Raw genomic sequence first — 16,768 nt, forward strand, 5'->3', positions numbered from 1 at the left:
TCCTATTGCATTATTTGATTAATACGTCAAGATATGATGGGCTTGCCTAAATAAGGTAAGCCCTTTTTTTATTTAAATTACCATGAAAGAAATTTTAGCGCATTTATTTGAATACAAGACATTTTCTCGGCAAGAAGCCTACGAGATCCTAACCAACATTGCCATGGGCAAGTATGACAGTCACCAAATTGCGGCATTTATGACGGCTTATGGTATGCGCAGTATTCGCGTTGAAGAGCTTGGAGGGTTTAGAGATGCGATGTATGATTTATGCCTCAAGCTGGATTTTAACGGTTATGATTTAATTGACCTTTGCGGTACAGGTGGGGATGGTAAAAATACCTTCAATATCTCGACAATAGCATCTTTTATCACTGCTGGGGCTGGTTACCATGTCGCAAAACACGGTAATATCGGGGTATCTTCGAGCTGTGGTTCATCCAATGTCATGGAATATTTAGGCTATCAGTTCAGCAACGACAAGGCTGAGCTACAACGCCAACTTGATGAAGCCAATATCTGTTTCCTACATGCGCCATTGTTTCACCCTGCCATGAAAACCGTTGCCCCGATACGTCGTGCATTGGGTGTTAAGACTTTCTTTAACATGCTGGGTCCATTGACAAATCCTTCCAATCCTAGATTTCAGTCTGTTGGTGTATTTAGTTTGGAATTAGCACGACTGTATGGTTATCTATACCAAAATACCAACAAACAATATTCCATTATTCATGCTTTGGACGGTTATGATGAGATATCCATGACCGGTGATTTTAAGGTAATCAACAACCAAGGAGAGAATTACTACAACATGGAAGAACTTGGTTTTACCCCAGTCTCAGCTCAGGAGTTGACGGGAGGTGAAACGATAGCAGATGCCGCCCAGACATTCTTATCTATATTGAACAATCAGGGTACAGATGTGCAGAACAATGTTGTTTTGACGAATGCCGCATTTGCGATTAAGACCTTTAATCCCAAAAAATCTTTTGGTGACTGTTTTTATGAAGCTGAAAGTTCATTGATGGGAGGTAAAGCTTTGCGCAGTTTCCAAAAACTAATCAAAAAATAAAATGGCGATCAAAGTAAAAGTTTGTGGCATGAAATATCCCGACAATATAACCGCTGTAGCCTCCTTGGGCATCGATTATATGGGATTCATATTTTATGATCAATCCAAACGTTATGTTGGTCAAAGCTCCTCCTCATACATTAAGGACCTTGACAGCCTAAGTAAGGTCGGAGTTTTCGTCAATGCCAGCCTTTCAGAAATTCTAGATAAAATAACTGAATTCCAACTAAATGCAATTCAACTGCATGGAAATGAATCTGCGGAATACTGTCTTGAATTGAAAGAAAAATCAGCAGTTAGCATCGTGAAAGCCTTCGGAGTAGATAAAAACTTTGACTGGATACAGCTGGATCCTTACGCTAAAATTGTAGACTACTTTTTATTTGATACAAAAAGTAGTTCCTATGGTGGTACAGGAGTACAATTTGACTGGTCCCTATTGGACCAATACAAACTTACTACCCCCTATTTTCTCAGCGGCGGTTTAGATCCCGAAAATATCAAAACAGCGCTAGAAAGAAATGATCCACGGCTATATGCACTGGATTTAAATTCAAAATTTGAAGTAGAACCCGGCTTAAAAGATATTGAGCTATTAAGCCACAGTATAAATACTATTAAAAAATGAGTATATATCAAGTCAATGAAAAAGGATATTATGGTCCCTTTGGAGGAGCCTATATCCCTGAGATGCTCTATCCCAATGTGAAAGAGCTACGTGAAGAATATCTCAAAATTATCGAAGAAGAGAGCTTTCAGGAGGAATTTAACCAACTGCTCAGCGATTATGTCGGACGTCCTTCTCCATTATATCATGCCAAGCGTCTTTCTGAAAAATATGGAACTACGATTTACTTAAAACGGGAGGACCTTAACCATACCGGAGCGCATAAAATCAACAATACTATTGGCCAAATTCTATTAGCGGAACGCTTGGGTAAAAAGCGCATCATTGCCGAGACAGGCGCAGGACAGCATGGCGTTGCCACAGCTACCGTTTGTGCGCTGAAAGGTATACAATGTGCAGTGTACATGGGAGAAGTTGATATTCAACGTCAAGCTCCAAATGTAGCACGGATGAAAATGATGGGGGCCGAAGTTATTCCCGCAACATCGGGCTCCAAAACGCTAAAGGATGCGACCAATGAAGCTTTGCGAGATTGGATCAACAATCCTGTCGACACCCATTATATCATTGGGTCTGTTGTGGGACCACACCCTTATCCCGATATGGTTGCTCGCTTTCAGTCTATTATTTCTGAAGAAACGAAAAAACAACTATTAGCAAAAACAGGAAGAGAAAATCCAGATATCGTATTGGCTTGTGTCGGTGGAGGCTCCAATGCGGCAGGTATGTTCTATCATTACCTCGATGAAGAATCGGTTCAATTGTATGCCGTAGAGGCAGCTGGCCATGGTGTTGATTCAGGCGAATCCGCTGCGACAACAGCACTAGGAAAAGAGGGCGTTTTACATGGAAGCCGATCTATACTGATGCAAACAGCGGATGGCCAGGTCATAGAACCTTACTCCATATCGGCAGGACTCGATTACCCCGGTATTGGCCCTCAACACGCTTGGTTATTCAAATCCGGCAGAGGTAACTATGTAAGTGTGACTGACGACGAAGCGATGCAGGCAGGTCTTGAGCTTACCCGACTAGAAGGTATCATACCGGCTATTGAGAGTTCTCATGCCCTGGCTTATTTGGAAAAAATACCTTTTAAAGGTGATGAGACTGTCGTTGTCTGTCTTTCTGGACGTGGTGACAAGGATCTAGATAATTATATGAAATACTTTGATTTTTAAGGCATGAATACAATTGAAAAAAAAGAAGGTACTCCCCTTTTATCGATATATTTTACAGCTGGATATCCAACATTGGACAGCACAATAAGTATTGCCAAGAAATTGGAAGAAGCTGGCGCGGACTTTTTGGAAATCGGTTTTCCTTATTCCGACCCAGTGGCAGACGGGCCTGTCATTCAGCACAGTTCAGAAGTCTCTTTGGCAAACGGCATGACCGTAAAAAAGTTGTTCGATCAATTGATTGACCTCCGTAAACATGTTAGCATTCCCGTATTTTTGATGGGCTACTTTAATCCTGTGCTCCAATTTGGTGTTGAAAGATTCTGTGAAGAATGTAAAAATGCAGGTGTAAACGGTGTCATTATACCTGACCTACCCATGGATGAATACGAAGAACTTTACAAAGAGACGTTCGAGAAAAATGGGATTGCAAATATATTCATTGTAACACCGCAGACTTCTGAAGAACGAATCAGAAAAATAGACAGCCTTTCCAGGAGCTTTATTTATTTACTTTCTTCCAATGCAACGACAGGTAAAACACTTGATGTTGGAGACGATACAGCTGCTTACTTCAAGCGGATACATGATCTTCAATTAAAAAACCCATTGATCGTTGGTTTCGGTATCTCCGATAAACCTACCTTTCAAAAAGCAAGTAAGCATACGGCCGGTGCCATTATAGGTACAGCATTTGTCAAACGGCTAAAAGAACCGGATTATCTTACACAGATTCCAGCATTTATTGCGTCTATCAAAGCTTAATATGTAGGCTAGAAATTAGCAAAGCGTTAATTTTTTAATAAGAGTTCGGTCTAAAGTCTTTTTTCTTGGATCGAACTCTTATTTTTAAGGCAGTTTTCGAAAATGTGATTTTTCGAAGAGAATAACTTTGTTGCCTTGATCAACCAAGCAATAGGCAGCCAATCAAATCAATACTGTTATAACCATGGATACGCGAAGAGATTTTTTAAAGAAAGCGGCTATGCTTGCTGGGGGAGCTTCTATCTCCCATGTTATTCCATCCGCTATTGCGAAAGCGATGGCTATAAATCCAGCATTGGGCAGCACATTTTATGATGCCGAGCACGTTGTTTTATTAATGCAGGAAAACCGTTCATTTGATCATGCCTTTGGAACACTGCGTGGTGTAAGAGGCTTCAATGATCCTAGAGCTATCCGTCAACCCAATCGGAATAAAGTTTGGTTTCAGACGCAAAAATCCGGCGAAACATTTGCTCCTTTCCGATTGGATATCAAAGATTCAAAAGTCACCTGGATGGGTTGTCTCCCGCACAACTGGACCGACCAAACAGATGCTCGCAATAAAGGCAAGATGAACAAATGGTTGGATGTAAAACATTCCGGATTTAAAGAATTTTCGAATCTACCGTTGACTATGGGACATTATAGTCGCGAAGATATTCCATTTTACTATTCTCTCGCGGACTCTTTCACAATCTGCGACCAACACTTTTGTTCGAGCATCACCGGCACGAATCCGAATAGGCTTTATTTCTGGACAGCCAATATCCGGGAAAATCTTACAGGAAAAGCCTTGGTTTGGAATGGAGACTCCGAGTTTAGCGGGAAAGCAACATGGACAACTTTCCCCGAACGCCTTTCGGAATTAGGCGTAGACTGGAAAATCTATCAAAATGAAATTTCTTCGAGCAGCGCTGGTTATAGTGGCGAAGCAAATAGCTGGCTCGCCAATTTTGGTTGTAATCCGATGGAATACTTCCCCCAATATCAAGTCAAATATCATCCGCGCTATCGTCAGCTCCTGACATTAAAACAAGAAGATCTCGAACGCAAAATTAGCGAAACAACAGCTGGCGAAGCGCTTGAAAATTTAAAGAAAAATCTCAAACATACGCTAGAAGAATTACAGCTATATACTGCCGAGAACTTTGAAAAGTTCGATGAGCGGACAAAAGATATTCATCGCCGTGCTTTTGTTAACAACAGTGCACAGCCCGATTACATGGAATTGGAAACAATGCATTATCAAGAAGGGGGACAACAGCGCGAGTTACAGATCCCTAAAGGGGATGTTCTGTATCAATTCCGAAAAGATGTCGAGGAAGGTAAACTTCCAACCGTATCATGGCTGGCTCCACCGCAGCTTTTTTCTGACCATCCTGATTCTCCTTGGTTTGGCGCATGGTATGTTAGCGAAATCATGGACATTCTTACCCAAAATCCAGAAGTTTGGAAAAAAACAATCTTTATACTTACATATGACGAGAACGACGGGTATTTTGACCACTTTGCCCCCTTTACAGCTCCAAATCCGGATGATACAGAAAGCGGAAAAGTATCAGCGGGAATCAACCCTGGGTTAGAATATGTACGCCGCGATGAGCAATATTATCCTGAAAGCGGAAGAGAAAGCAATATCGGTCTTGGCTATCGTGTACCGATGATCATTGCTTCTCCATGGACCAGAGGTGGTTGGGTCAATTCGCAAGTGTTTGACCATACCTCCAGTTTACAATTCCTAGAGAAGTTTATTAACCACAAAATCAAGAAAGATATAAAAGAAACCAACATCAGCAGTTGGCGGCGTACAGTATGTGGAGATTTAACTTCGGCATTTAGGCCCTATCATGGCGAAAACATTAACAAACCGATTGTACTAGAACGGGAACCTTTTATCCAAGAGATTCACCAAGCCAAGTTCAAAGGCCTTCCCATGGGCTTCAAAGCGCTCAGCGCAATGGAGATCAAACAAATAGAGCAAGACCCCAGCAGTTCTCCCTACTTCCCAAAACAAGAAAAAGGGCTCCGGGATTCATGTATCCTTCCCTATGAACTTTATGTGCATGGCGAATACCAATCCAAAGGGGATTACTTGGTCACATTTGAAGCTTCAAATAAAATTTTTGGCAAACATGCTGCGGGCTCACCTTTTACCGTCTACCATGCTGCTAGCTACAAAGGAGAAGTTGGAACCTCAAGAAATTATGCTGTTTCTCCTGGAGATCGTGTAACGGACCAATGGTCGCTAGACGCCTTCGATAAAAAAATGTACCACCTCGAAATCTATGGCCCAAATGGATTTTATCGAGCGTTTAAAGGTGACACAAACAACCCAGAGTTAAAGGTCCGCTGTACCTATGAAAAAAGTAAAAATGAATCCGCGTTTACTGGGCGTTTGTCTTTTTCATGTACAAACAAGGGGAAAACAACCCAGCAACTTGTTTTCGAGGATATCAGCTATGGAAAAGAAAAAAGGAGTCTGCAACTTAAAGGTGGGCAATCCATTAGGATACATTTTGATTTGGCTAAGCAAAACTTTTGGTATGATTTCCGCCTCACCTGCGCCGGTTTTCTAAACTTTGAGGAACAATATGCGGGTCGTGTAGAGATTGGAAATGCGGGAAAAAGTGATCCTCTATTAAGCCGATAAACAAAACGAAAGGGAGCATTTAAAAAATGTTCCCATTCTTATAACATCTTCCTGGAATAGGTAAATTTCAGGAATTAAATTACATACGCTGTTATCCGATAAAGTGTTCCGAAAAAAGATCGAACACACTGTACTATTCCTGTATACGACGAACCAGATGATAGAATCCCTTGTACAATAGAATTGCCCCAACAATCAAAAAGATAGCTAACAAATACGAGCTGACCGGATTGATAAATAATAAATACATAACTCTGGTAATTTTTGGTTTTTCATTTGTTACTACAAGTTATAACATTTATCCAAAATATTACAAAAAAAAATTACATATTTTCTTTATTTTTGCTTCGATGAAGAAAATTGCACTATTTATCGGCTTATTTTTCTATTTGCTCGCAGCAAGTGGTGCCTCACTGCATCTTCATTTTTGCCAAGGGGAAACAAAAAGTGTATCGTTATCGGAAAGCCATACTATGGCCTGCCCTCTTTGTGCCAAGTCTGCAAAAAAACAGCAGAACCACTGTCATGAAACAGGAAGCTGTAAAGATGTTAAGATCGAAGCACAAAAGGTCGATCACTTCAGCCGAGTAACACAAAATCTTGATTTTAACACTTTTTCTCCCGCAATAGTTACGCTTCATTGGATACTTAATTATTATCATTTCTCTGGGGAGGAGGACGATTTTTCTAAATTAAAGTATACCGATTTTGCGAGCGATAATAGACAGAACCCACCTGTTTTTATTCTCAATCAAAATTTTAGAATTTAATATCACCTCTTTTCACCGAACGCAGTTCATTTTCTTGAATTGACCGAAGTCCAGTATAGTTTTTATATTTCGTGAGAACGGCAGACTGTCATTCCCAACATTGATCTTTCCGTAGCTTGTCACGGAACAAAAAACAGTGGATTTTAAATCATTCAGCAAAAATAGTAGAACTGAAAAAATAAATCCGTACCCCTTGAATGTGGTTGCGTGGTATCATGAAGGTAAAAATTAAATGCTAGTTGAAGCGAATACTCTTAATTAAAATGATGAATCAAATTTTCAAAAAAATATATACGACAACCATTCTATCCTTATTTTTTCTGGCATTTGTACAGGCACAGACCGACAGTACGAGGACTCTTACAGTGGCTGGGAACTGTGCCATGTGTAAAAAACGTATTGAAACTGCCGCAAAAATGCATGGCGTAGAAACGGCCGTTTGGAATGCAGGAGACAACTTATTGCAAATCAAATATAACCCCCAAAAAGTTCAACTGGAGACAATCAAGAAAAATATTGCTCAAGTTGGTCATGATGTAGACAACTTGGTTGCCACTGATGAATCCTACGCTAAACTCCATGAATGTTGTATGTATCCGCGATTGGAAAATGGCAAAATACCCGAAAAGAAAACTGTAACAACCGATAACCATGACCATCCACATACAGTTACCGGTGTTGTCGTTGAAGAAAATGAAAAGGGGGATCTTAAACCCATTATTGGTGCCAATTTACACTGGGCCAACCTTCCAACCAAAAACACAAGGACAAACGAAAATGGTGTTTTTAAATTGGACCATAAAGAAGGATTCAACAAATTGGTTGTAAGTTATGTTGGGATGAAACCTGACACCATCACCATCAAAGATCTTCATGAAGTCATCATGATTACAGCAAAAGGAAATGTGTTGATGGAAGTCGAGGTAAAAGGAACACGACGCTCAAATTACATCGACCGTATGACACCTGCACGACTGGAAGTTCTTACAGGAAAGGAGTTATTCAAAGCGGCGTGCTGTGACTTAAGCGAGAGCTTTGAAACCAATGCCTCCGTCGATGTCGTCAGTGCTGATGCTGTAACAGGCAGCAAACAGATTCAAATGCTGGGCCTTAGTGGTATTTATACCCAATTAACCGTTGAAAATTTACCCGGACCTCGTGGGCTCGCTTCTCCTTTAGGTTTAAATTCTATTGCAGGAACATGGATTGAATCAATTCAAATCGCGAAAGGTATCGGTTCCGTAGCCAACGGTTTCGAAAACATGGCCGGACAGATAAACGTCGAATTGAAAAAACCTCAAAATTCAGAAAGATTGTTTTTTAATGCCTATGCTAACAACATGGGACGCACAGATGTCAACTTAAATCTTTCACAAAAAATTGGTCAGCATTGGTCCACCGCAGTTCTGTTGCACGACAATTTCATGTACAATAAATCCATGAACTTTAGCCACAACGGATTTAGAGATATACCCGTTGGCAATCTATTCTCTGGGGTCAACCGTTGGTTCTATGAAAATGGAAAAGGACTTATGGTACAATTTGGGGTAAAATATCTCAATGACGACCGTACAGGCGGGCAGATTGATTTTAACGAAAAGACAGATAAGGGTACAACGAATCGCTATGGTTTAGGGTTTGATATTGAACGTGTAGAAGGTTTCGCTAAAATTGGTTACGTGTTCCCCGAAAATAAGCACCGCAGCATAGGTCTCCAGCTTGCAGGGTCAAATTACAATCAAAAAAGCTATTTTGGGCTCAATAACTACAATTCGGACCAACAAAATGGATATGCTAACCTCTTATTTCAAGATATTATCGGCACTGTCGCTCACAAGTATCGCGTTGGTGCCTCGATTAATTATGACAATTACAATGAGTGGTATTTAAAAGATCAAAACTTCAAAAGGAAAGAAGTGGTTTCGGGAGCATTTGCAGAATATACCTATAGTCCATCAGAAAAATTTGATGCCATTATCGGTCTCCGCCAAGACTACAATTCCCTGTACGGTTGGTTTACAACACCACGCATCCATTTACGTTATGCACCGATTGCGGGAACAACGGTTCGAGCTAGCTCAGGAAGAGGTCAACGTACAGCAAATATATTCGCAGAGAATACGGCCGTCTTGGCAAGTAGTAGAAAATTGGTTATCCAATCGCCTAATATATACGATAAAGCTTATGGCCTACAACCTGAAGTCTCCTGGAATAGCGGAATAGCAATAGACCAAAGTATGCGGATCTTTGGACGTGAGGCTTCGGCATCCGTTGAATTTTTCCACAACAGCTTCTCTAACCAGGTCGTGGTCGATTACGAAAATCCCCGAGAGATCAATTTTTACAATTTGAATGGGAAGTCTTTCTCCAATAGCTTACAAACAGAATTTCGCTTTATGCCAGCACCACATTTTGAAACGAGATTGGCCTATCGCTTACTTGATGTCCAAACTGATTTTGAAAGTGGCAGAAAGACCAAACCACTATTGGCCAAACACCGTGGTTTTGTCAACCTAGCTTATAATCACCATTCTGGCTGGAGTGTAGACTATACGTTGAATGTAGTTGGACAAAAACGCATTCCGTCAACAGCAGAGAACCCTGTTGAATATCAAATGCCTACTGCATCAAAAGCTTATGCGACCATGAATGCGCAGATTAGCAAAACTTTTGGGAAAGAGAAAAACTTCACTGTATATGTGGGCGGAGAAAATCTGTCTAATTATTTCCAAAATATGCCAATACTTGCAGCGGATCAACCCTTTGGAAACTATTTTGACACTTCAATGCTTTGGGGACCATTAACAGGACGCATGTTCTACACTGGAGTTCGTTATTTCATCAAATAATAGCTCAGCTAAAAAATCAATGAATAATAAAAAAGCGGCTTTTGCCGCTTTTTTACATTAACTTTTTCAATTCTTGATAAAGCTTTGCCGTTGGCAATCCCACCACATTATTATATTCTCCCTCCATTTTTTTTACAGCGATTAAGCCGATCCATTCCTGTATTCCATAAGAACCCGCTTTATCTAATGGTGAAAATTTAGTAACATAATGATCGATTTCATCCGCATCTAATTCGTAAAAATAAACAGTTGTCGTTTCGACGAAAGTGCTAATCTTACTCTCCCATGAGATCGCTACGGCAGTCAACACCAAATGTTTCTTACCAGACAAGTTTGTTAGCGTTGCTCTGGCTTCCTGTTCATCTTTGGGTTTACCTAAAATTTCGCCCTTATCCGATACGACAATAGTATCAGCACAGATAACCAAACAATCGTCTTTATCCCCAAATGCCTCCGCTTTACAAATAGCGATTTGGCGAACGACCTCTGCAGCGGATAAATTCGGATCCACGTATTCCTCCGTTTCCCGAACGTCGACTTCAAATGTCAGCCCAAGTCCTGCTAACAGCTGTTTTCTCCGTGGAGATTGAGACCCTAATATAATTGTTCTATTTTTTAGATTTTTCAACATCCTTATATACTTTTTACTGTTTCATCCTCATACCATTTGCCTTGTACTTTCATGACCTTTTCGATCAATTCACGCACAACTCCCTTTCCGCCACAAAAACCAGACACATAATGTGAAATTTTCTTGATCTCTTCTACTGCATCTGCCGGAGAAACAGCTACGCCAACAGACTTCATGCAGCTAAAATCAGGGATATCGTCACCGATGTACATCAACTGATTTAATTCAAGCTTGTAATCATAAGCAAGTTCTTTCATTTTAGACAGTTTGTCAGTAACTTTTGAATACACTTCTTTGATTCCCAAACCTTTCATCCGCTGCTCGACCCCTTTCGAACCTCCTCCTGTGATAATAAAAATAGGATAGCCTTTCTTGATCGCCAACTGCATAGCATAGCCATCTTTTATATTAAATGTACGTAACTGATGCCCTTCTTCATTAACTTGTACAGTACCATCAGTCAATACACCATCTACATCCAATACAAATGCTCTTATCGATTTAAATTCGGTCAATACCATAAAAATTTATTTTTGTAAAAGTAAGGCATTTCGAGTAATAATTCGCGTAGCGATACTGATCTAATTGACAGGGCTGTCAGATAATTATTCAGTTAAGCCGGAATATCATTTGTGTGTCACAACATAGTTGTATTAGCAACTTATTCTCAAAAATATTTGGATGCTACTGTATATTTACCGTATCTTTGTAGAAGATAATTAAAGGTTATCTCGCTATGAAACACTAACAGCAAGCAGTCAGAAGAGTTATTTACTTGAAGCTTGCATAAGATTTTAAAAAACAATCATTTTTAGTTTTCACGGCACAACACGGCAACTAATTTAGTTTAGAAGCCCTTAAAGAGTCTTTTCATAATTTAGGTTTATAATTGGTTAGTAACGAACCCTGGTGCCCATCATCAGGGTTTTGTTTTTATAAGCATTTTTTCTTCTTCTATTTAATAGACTTGACCGAACCATCTCCCTACCAACATATAGCTAAAAACAATTTTCAATCAATTTTTAGACAGTGATCAGTCACTGCTTATTCAGTTTATACTGAGTGATCACTGAACAAGCACTGAACAATCACTGAACGAGCACTGAACAAACACTGTTAAAATGCCTAATTTGATCACTACTTGATCCCTACTTGCTGCAACTCAGAATTAAAAGACAAAAAATGGTATGAGCTACGCTTACGTAACAAAAAATCGCTATTGCGCGGTAATCGATTATTTTGGGATGCCCCATGACTGTTTATAGGTTTGCTTCTATGCTGACTTTTGATTATTTTAGGAATAGCAAGTTTTTTTGTTATTTTACATATATCTTTTTCCCCAGGTACCATCGAAACACAATACCTACAGAAAAGTAAACGATAAACTCATTCTAACATGAATCGAAAAAATTATAGAAAGCAAATTACCATAGGAGTGATAATTTCTTTTTCGCTTATCTTCCTTTCAGCCCTATATTTTTTCATATCGCTGCATCATAATTTAAATAACGAGCGAAGTATTGTTCGTGTTGCCGAAAATAGATTCAATATTATTAATGAAATCAAATCAAGTGTAGACGAAGTAAATGACATCAAACTTGATTACCTGAATAAGAAAGACGCTTCACTATTTATTCCTTATAAAATGGAATTTAAAAAAATGGACGAACTGTTGCGATCTTTAAGTTTGAAAGATGATTTCTATCATGTTCAGCCAAACAGCACTGAAAACATCCGAAAAGATATCGTTGCATTTTACGACTTTGAGCAGGATATCGATCACACAGAGGAAACTCAATCCATATCCCATAATATTCACGAGCGAAAGGCCTCGATATTAAATCAGATCGATCTCATGTCGAGAGATCTATTAGACCAACGGGCAAGACTCTTAGAAAAATCTAGAAATGAACTGCAACTGGCCCAGTACATTACTTACCTTTTCATCGCCATTGGCTTAAGTGGCTTCTTCTATATTCTCGCTAAAATTTCCTCGATCTCTAGATTTCTGAGGTCTACAGTGAAAAGTCAACAAGAATCCAATAAAAGTCTCCAACTATTGCAAGAACAGACCAATGGTGATAACTGGATTTTGAATGCGATTAATGGCATTGACGAACAATTACGCGGTGACTATACAGACAAGAAAATTGCCGAAATAAGCCTACATGCTATTGCTTCCACGACAAAAGCATTAGGTGGGACGATTTACATTTTCGATGATAACTATCAGGAGTATCAGCTTTGCCACAAAATTGGTATTTCTTCCACACAGTATATCAAACGAACGTTTAAGGAAAACGATGGTATTTTGGGCGAAGTCGCAAACAATCATGAAGTCGTTAAAATAAAAGACGTCGACCACAAGCATCTTATCTTAGAAACCTCGTTATCCGATCGTTTAGAAGCCGAGATCTATATTGTACCCTTCTCTTATGAAAACCATTGTGTCGGTATCATGGAAATTTGTTGCCCCATTACCAATGAGAAAGACGAGCAACTACGATTTAACTTCCTGGATAAAGCAAAAGATAACATTGCCGTTATCATCAAAGTAGCCCAAACTCATGGGAAGCTTGCCGATCTTTATGAGGAACTTCAACAACAAACCGAGGAATTAGAGACGCAACAGGAAGAATTGAGAACAACAAATGAGGAGTTAATCCATAAGACCCATTTGTTGGAGGCTTCTGAGGAAGAGCTTAGAGTACAGCAGGAAGAACTTATCCAAACCAATAATGAGCTTGACGAGAAGGCCAAATTACTCTTTGCCCAAAATGAAGATCTGGAAAAAGCCCGTCAGGCCATAGCCCAGAAAATAGAGGAAGTAGAGCTATCTAGCAAATATAAATCTGAATTTATGGCCAATATGAGCCATGAATTGCGGACACCACTTAATAGTATACTCATTCTTGCCAAATTACTTCAGGATAACAAAAAGAAAAACCTCAGTGAGGACCAAATAAAGTATGCTTCTGTTATTCACAGTGCCGGTTCAGATCTCCTACATTTAATTAACGAATTGTTGGATCTGGCAAAAATTGAATCTGGCAAAGTTGACGTCCAAAAGGAACGTATCAACACAAACTACCTTGTCAATTATATTAAAGATTTTTTCAGTGATACCGCAGCTTCGAAAAATATTCACTTCTTACTCGATGTCAATGTAAATGCACCGCAGGAATTCATTGGTGATGAACATCGTATACAACAAGTCCTAAAGAATTTATTATCGAATGCGTTCAAATTTACAGGTGAAAAAGGCGAAGTTTCTTTAGCGATAGAAGCTGAAGCAGAAAATCTTCTTTTTACGGTTAAAGATAGCGGTATTGGCATTGCTCCTGAAAAACAAGAGCTAATCTTTGATGCTTTTAAACAGGAAGATGGCTCAACGAGTCGTAAATATGGTGGAACTGGTTTAGGCTTATCGATATGCCGCGAAATTGCTAGCTTATTAAAAGGGAAAATAAACTTATCCAGTAAGGTTGGTGAAGGTAGTATCTTTACCTTCAGTATCCCGCTAGAACAGGAGATTCAAATTTCAGTCCCGAAAGTAACATCGATCGAAAAAGAAAGTAATCCGCCGCCACAAATTCCAAAGGAAAATCCTATAGTCGAAAAAACGAAGTCGATCGACAACGATGGAAAACACAATAAACTGCTGATTATTGAGGATGATTTTATTTTTGCAGATATTCTAAAAGACTACGCCGAACAAAATGGCTACGATGTATACATCAGCTATGATGGGCAAGATGGTTTACAAAAGGCACAGAATTTACGACCTGCCGCAATTATCTTAGATATCATGTTGCCTAAAATGGATGGTTGGGAAGTTCTTCGTAACCTCAAAAAAATTGACAGCACCAAGGAGATCCCCGTGCACATGATGTCGGCAGGAACATTTTTACATGATGAACCTATTTCTGCCGGAGCCATCGGATTTATGGCTAAACCTGTGTCAGAAGAATCTTTGGCTGAAACATTCTTAAAAATAAAAGCATCGACTAGTCATCCATTGAAAAAAATTCTGCTGGTGGAAGATCAGGAAATCCAAAGCGATTTTATCAAACAATCTTTAGAAGAACAGCATATTCAGATATTTCAGGCCTTCAATGCAAAACAAGCCCTCGATCTATTAGATCAAGAGAAATTGTTTGACTGCATCATTATGGACCTGAATCTCCCTGACAAATCAGGCATTGAACTCCTGAATGAAATCAAATCGAACAATCAATTTAAGGATTTACCCATTATCATCAATACGGCAATGGAACTCACTACAGAGCAGACTTCCGAAATTTTGCATCATAGCCAGGCGATGGTCCTTAAATCGGCTAAATCAAATAATCGCCTGATTGATGAAGTTAATTTATTCCTAAATAAAATTCGCAGTGATAAGCACGAATACACGATGTTCAATCACTCAGGAGCCTCTGTAATTGCGGAAAACAATTTAGCTTCCAAAACAGTATTACTCGCAGATGACGATATGCGGAATATTTTCGCCCTGAGCACTGCATTTGAAAGCTATGATATGAACATTGAAATTGCCAACAATGGTCAGGAAGCTTTAGATATTCTTGAACGGAATAAACAGATTGACCTTGTTTTAATGGATATCATGATGCCCGTTATGGATGGTTATGAGGCTATTGAAAAAATAAGGGCAAACAAGAAATTTGCAAACCTTCCTATTATTGCTGTGACAGCGAAAGCAATGAAAGGGGATAGAGAAAAAACAATTGCTGTTGGAGCAAACGATTATATTAGTAAACCGGTTGATGTTGACAAATTAATATCTCTGATGCGCGTATGGCTGAGTTAACCGATAAAATAGTAGCAATGATAAGTTTTGAAGAGTTGGAAGAAGTTATTGATATAGTCAAAAATCTCCACGGCTATGATGTGTCCGGCTATACAAGAGCTTCCTTAAAAAGACGTGTGACTAGAATAATGGAACTTAACAAGCTCAATCTACAGGAGCTAAAGTCCAATTTGATTAATCAGCCCGGATTCAGCACCTATTTCCTACAGGAAATTACAGTCAATGTAACTGAAATGTTTAGGGATCCTGATTTTTATAAAGCTGTAAAAACGGATGTATTTCCCTATCTCGCTACTTATCCACATATAAAACTCTGGAGCGCAGGCTGTTCTACTGGCGAAGAAGTTTATTCGCTGGCCATATTGTTAGAAGAAGCAAATCTTTACCAACGTGCATTTATTTATGGTACCGACATTAACGGCAAAGTGTTAGAAAAGGCAAAACGCGGTATCTATTCGCTCGCGAAAGTTAAAGAATACTCGGAAAATTTTATTAAAACAGAACCAAAAAACTCACTGTCGGATTATTATACAGCGATGTACAACGCAGCTACCATTAATAATAGTCTGAAAAAAAATGTCCTTTTTTCCATGCATAGCTTGGTGTCCGATGGCGTTTTTAATGAATTTCAACTGATTACCTGCCGTAATGTATTGATCTATTTTGATACTGAACTGCAAAATAAAGTCCTGGATTTATTCTATCATTCACTATGCCATCTGGGCTTCTTATGTTTGGGAGCGAAAGAATCTTTAATCAACTATAAAGACGCTGCTAAATTTAAGGTCGTAAACAAAAAACAGAATATTTACCAAAAAATTGGTTAGTAGGTGATGGAAAGGAAAATTCTTTTGCTAGCGGGGTCTGCCGGTGGGTTTAGTGTCATTCTAAATATATTAAAGTCATTGGAACGACCAATCCGCATACCCGTTATTGTCATTGTACACAGAAACCCTAAATATGCTTCTAGTATTGAGGACACGCTTTCCAAAGCGCTTGTTCAAAAAATAAAAACTGCAGATGATAAGGAACCGATAGAAGATGGGACTATTTATTTTGCCCCTGCTGGCTATCATCTTTTAGTTGAACCAGACTATAGCTTTTCTTTGGATATCTCGGAACCTGTTCAATACTCAAGACCATCAATTGATGTAACTTTCGAATCTGTAGCCGAAATATATAAAGAAAATTGTACCGCTATCTTATTCTCTGGAGCGAATCAGGACGGTGCACAGGGATTATTAATGATAAAACGATACGGCGGGACGACTTTTGTACAAGACCCTACGACGGCTGAAGTTCCCATCATGCCCGAAGCAGCTATTCAACTCGATGCACAGGAACGCATTTTGAGCATTCAAGAAATAAAAGATTACATCAAGCAATTGACTTAA

Annotated in this window: 12 protein-coding genes; 10 read left to right on the top strand and 2 right to left on the bottom strand. The window is 39.3% G+C overall.

The genetic code is table 11. The annotated features are described in order from the left end of the window. Nucleotides 1–82 precede the first annotated feature (82 nt). The 7 genes from trpD to IQ31_RS09235 all read left to right on the top strand — a co-directional run bounded on the left by trpD (nucleotide 83) and on the right by IQ31_RS09235 (nucleotide 9,915). Nucleotides 83–1,072 (top strand): anthranilate phosphoribosyltransferase, encoded by a 990-nt coding sequence (gene trpD / locus IQ31_RS09205; protein ID WP_075991100.1) that lies wholly within the window; start codon nucleotides 83–85, stop codon nucleotides 1,070–1,072. Nucleotide 1,073: 1 nt separating this feature from the next. Further along, nucleotides 1,074–1,700, top strand: a complete 627-nt coding sequence (locus IQ31_RS09210; protein WP_075991099.1) for a phosphoribosylanthranilate isomerase — start codon at nucleotides 1,074–1,076, stop codon at nucleotides 1,698–1,700. Continuing rightward, nucleotides 1,697–2,881 carry a tryptophan synthase subunit beta gene (trpB, locus tag IQ31_RS09215; protein WP_075991098.1) on the top strand — a complete coding sequence of 395 codons (1,185 nt, stop codon included), beginning with the start codon at nucleotides 1,697–1,699 and terminating at the stop codon, nucleotides 2,879–2,881. The genes IQ31_RS09210 and trpB overlap by 4 nt, the downstream gene beginning before the upstream one ends. Nucleotides 2,882–2,884: 3 nt before the next feature. Then, a complete protein-coding gene (gene trpA, locus IQ31_RS09220; protein WP_075991097.1) occupies nucleotides 2,885–3,646 on the top strand; it encodes a tryptophan synthase subunit alpha in 762 nt (253 codons plus the stop codon). Between the two features lie 184 nt (nucleotides 3,647–3,830). Beyond that, nucleotides 3,831–6,296 (top strand): phosphocholine-specific phospholipase C, encoded by a 2,466-nt coding sequence (locus tag IQ31_RS09225; protein ID WP_075991096.1) that lies wholly within the window; start codon nucleotides 3,831–3,833, stop codon nucleotides 6,294–6,296. A gap of 350 nt (nucleotides 6,297–6,646) precedes the next feature. Continuing rightward, nucleotides 6,647–7,066 carry an HYC_CC_PP family protein gene (locus IQ31_RS09230; protein ID WP_145327817.1) on the top strand — a complete coding sequence of 140 codons (420 nt, stop codon included), beginning with the start codon at nucleotides 6,647–6,649 and terminating at the stop codon, nucleotides 7,064–7,066. A 263-nt stretch (nucleotides 7,067–7,329) separates the two neighbouring features. Then, nucleotides 7,330–9,915 carry a TonB-dependent receptor domain-containing protein gene (locus tag IQ31_RS09235; RefSeq protein ID WP_145327818.1) on the top strand — a complete coding sequence of 862 codons (2,586 nt, stop codon included), beginning with the start codon at nucleotides 7,330–7,332 and terminating at the stop codon, nucleotides 9,913–9,915. Nucleotides 9,916–9,967: 52 nt separating this feature from the next. On the opposite strand, the gene IQ31_RS09240 is transcribed toward IQ31_RS09235, so the two are convergent. Next, nucleotides 9,968–10,546: a Maf family protein gene (locus tag IQ31_RS09240; RefSeq protein WP_145327819.1), complete on the bottom strand. Its 579-nt coding sequence runs from the start codon at nucleotides 10,544–10,546 to the stop codon at nucleotides 9,968–9,970. A gap of 2 nt (nucleotides 10,547–10,548) precedes the next feature. Then, nucleotides 10,549–11,067, bottom strand: coding sequence for a KdsC family phosphatase (locus IQ31_RS09245; RefSeq protein WP_145327820.1), 519 nt, complete (start codon nucleotides 11,065–11,067; stop codon nucleotides 10,549–10,551). Between the two features lie 875 nt (nucleotides 11,068–11,942). Between IQ31_RS09245 and IQ31_RS09250 the strand changes: the two genes are divergently transcribed. Genes IQ31_RS09250 through IQ31_RS09260 form a run of 3 tightly spaced genes read left to right on the top strand, consistent with a single transcriptional unit; the run spans nucleotide 11,943 to nucleotide 16,768 of the window. After that, a complete protein-coding gene (locus IQ31_RS09250; RefSeq protein WP_145327821.1) occupies nucleotides 11,943–15,374 on the top strand; it encodes a hybrid sensor histidine kinase/response regulator in 3,432 nt (1,143 codons plus the stop codon). 17 nt (nucleotides 15,375–15,391) lie between these two features. After that, a complete protein-coding gene (locus tag IQ31_RS09255) occupies nucleotides 15,392–16,201 on the top strand; it encodes a CheR family methyltransferase (protein ID WP_088163449.1) in 810 nt (269 codons plus the stop codon). 6 nt (nucleotides 16,202–16,207) lie between these two features. Continuing rightward, nucleotides 16,208–16,768, top strand: a complete 561-nt coding sequence (locus tag IQ31_RS09260) for a chemotaxis protein CheB (RefSeq protein ID WP_198386032.1) — start codon at nucleotides 16,208–16,210, stop codon at nucleotides 16,766–16,768.

Origin of the sequence: Sphingobacterium siyangense (genome assembly GCF_007830445.1) — a bacterium.
Taxonomy (GTDB): domain Bacteria; phylum Bacteroidota; class Bacteroidia; order Sphingobacteriales; family Sphingobacteriaceae; genus Sphingobacterium; species Sphingobacterium siyangense.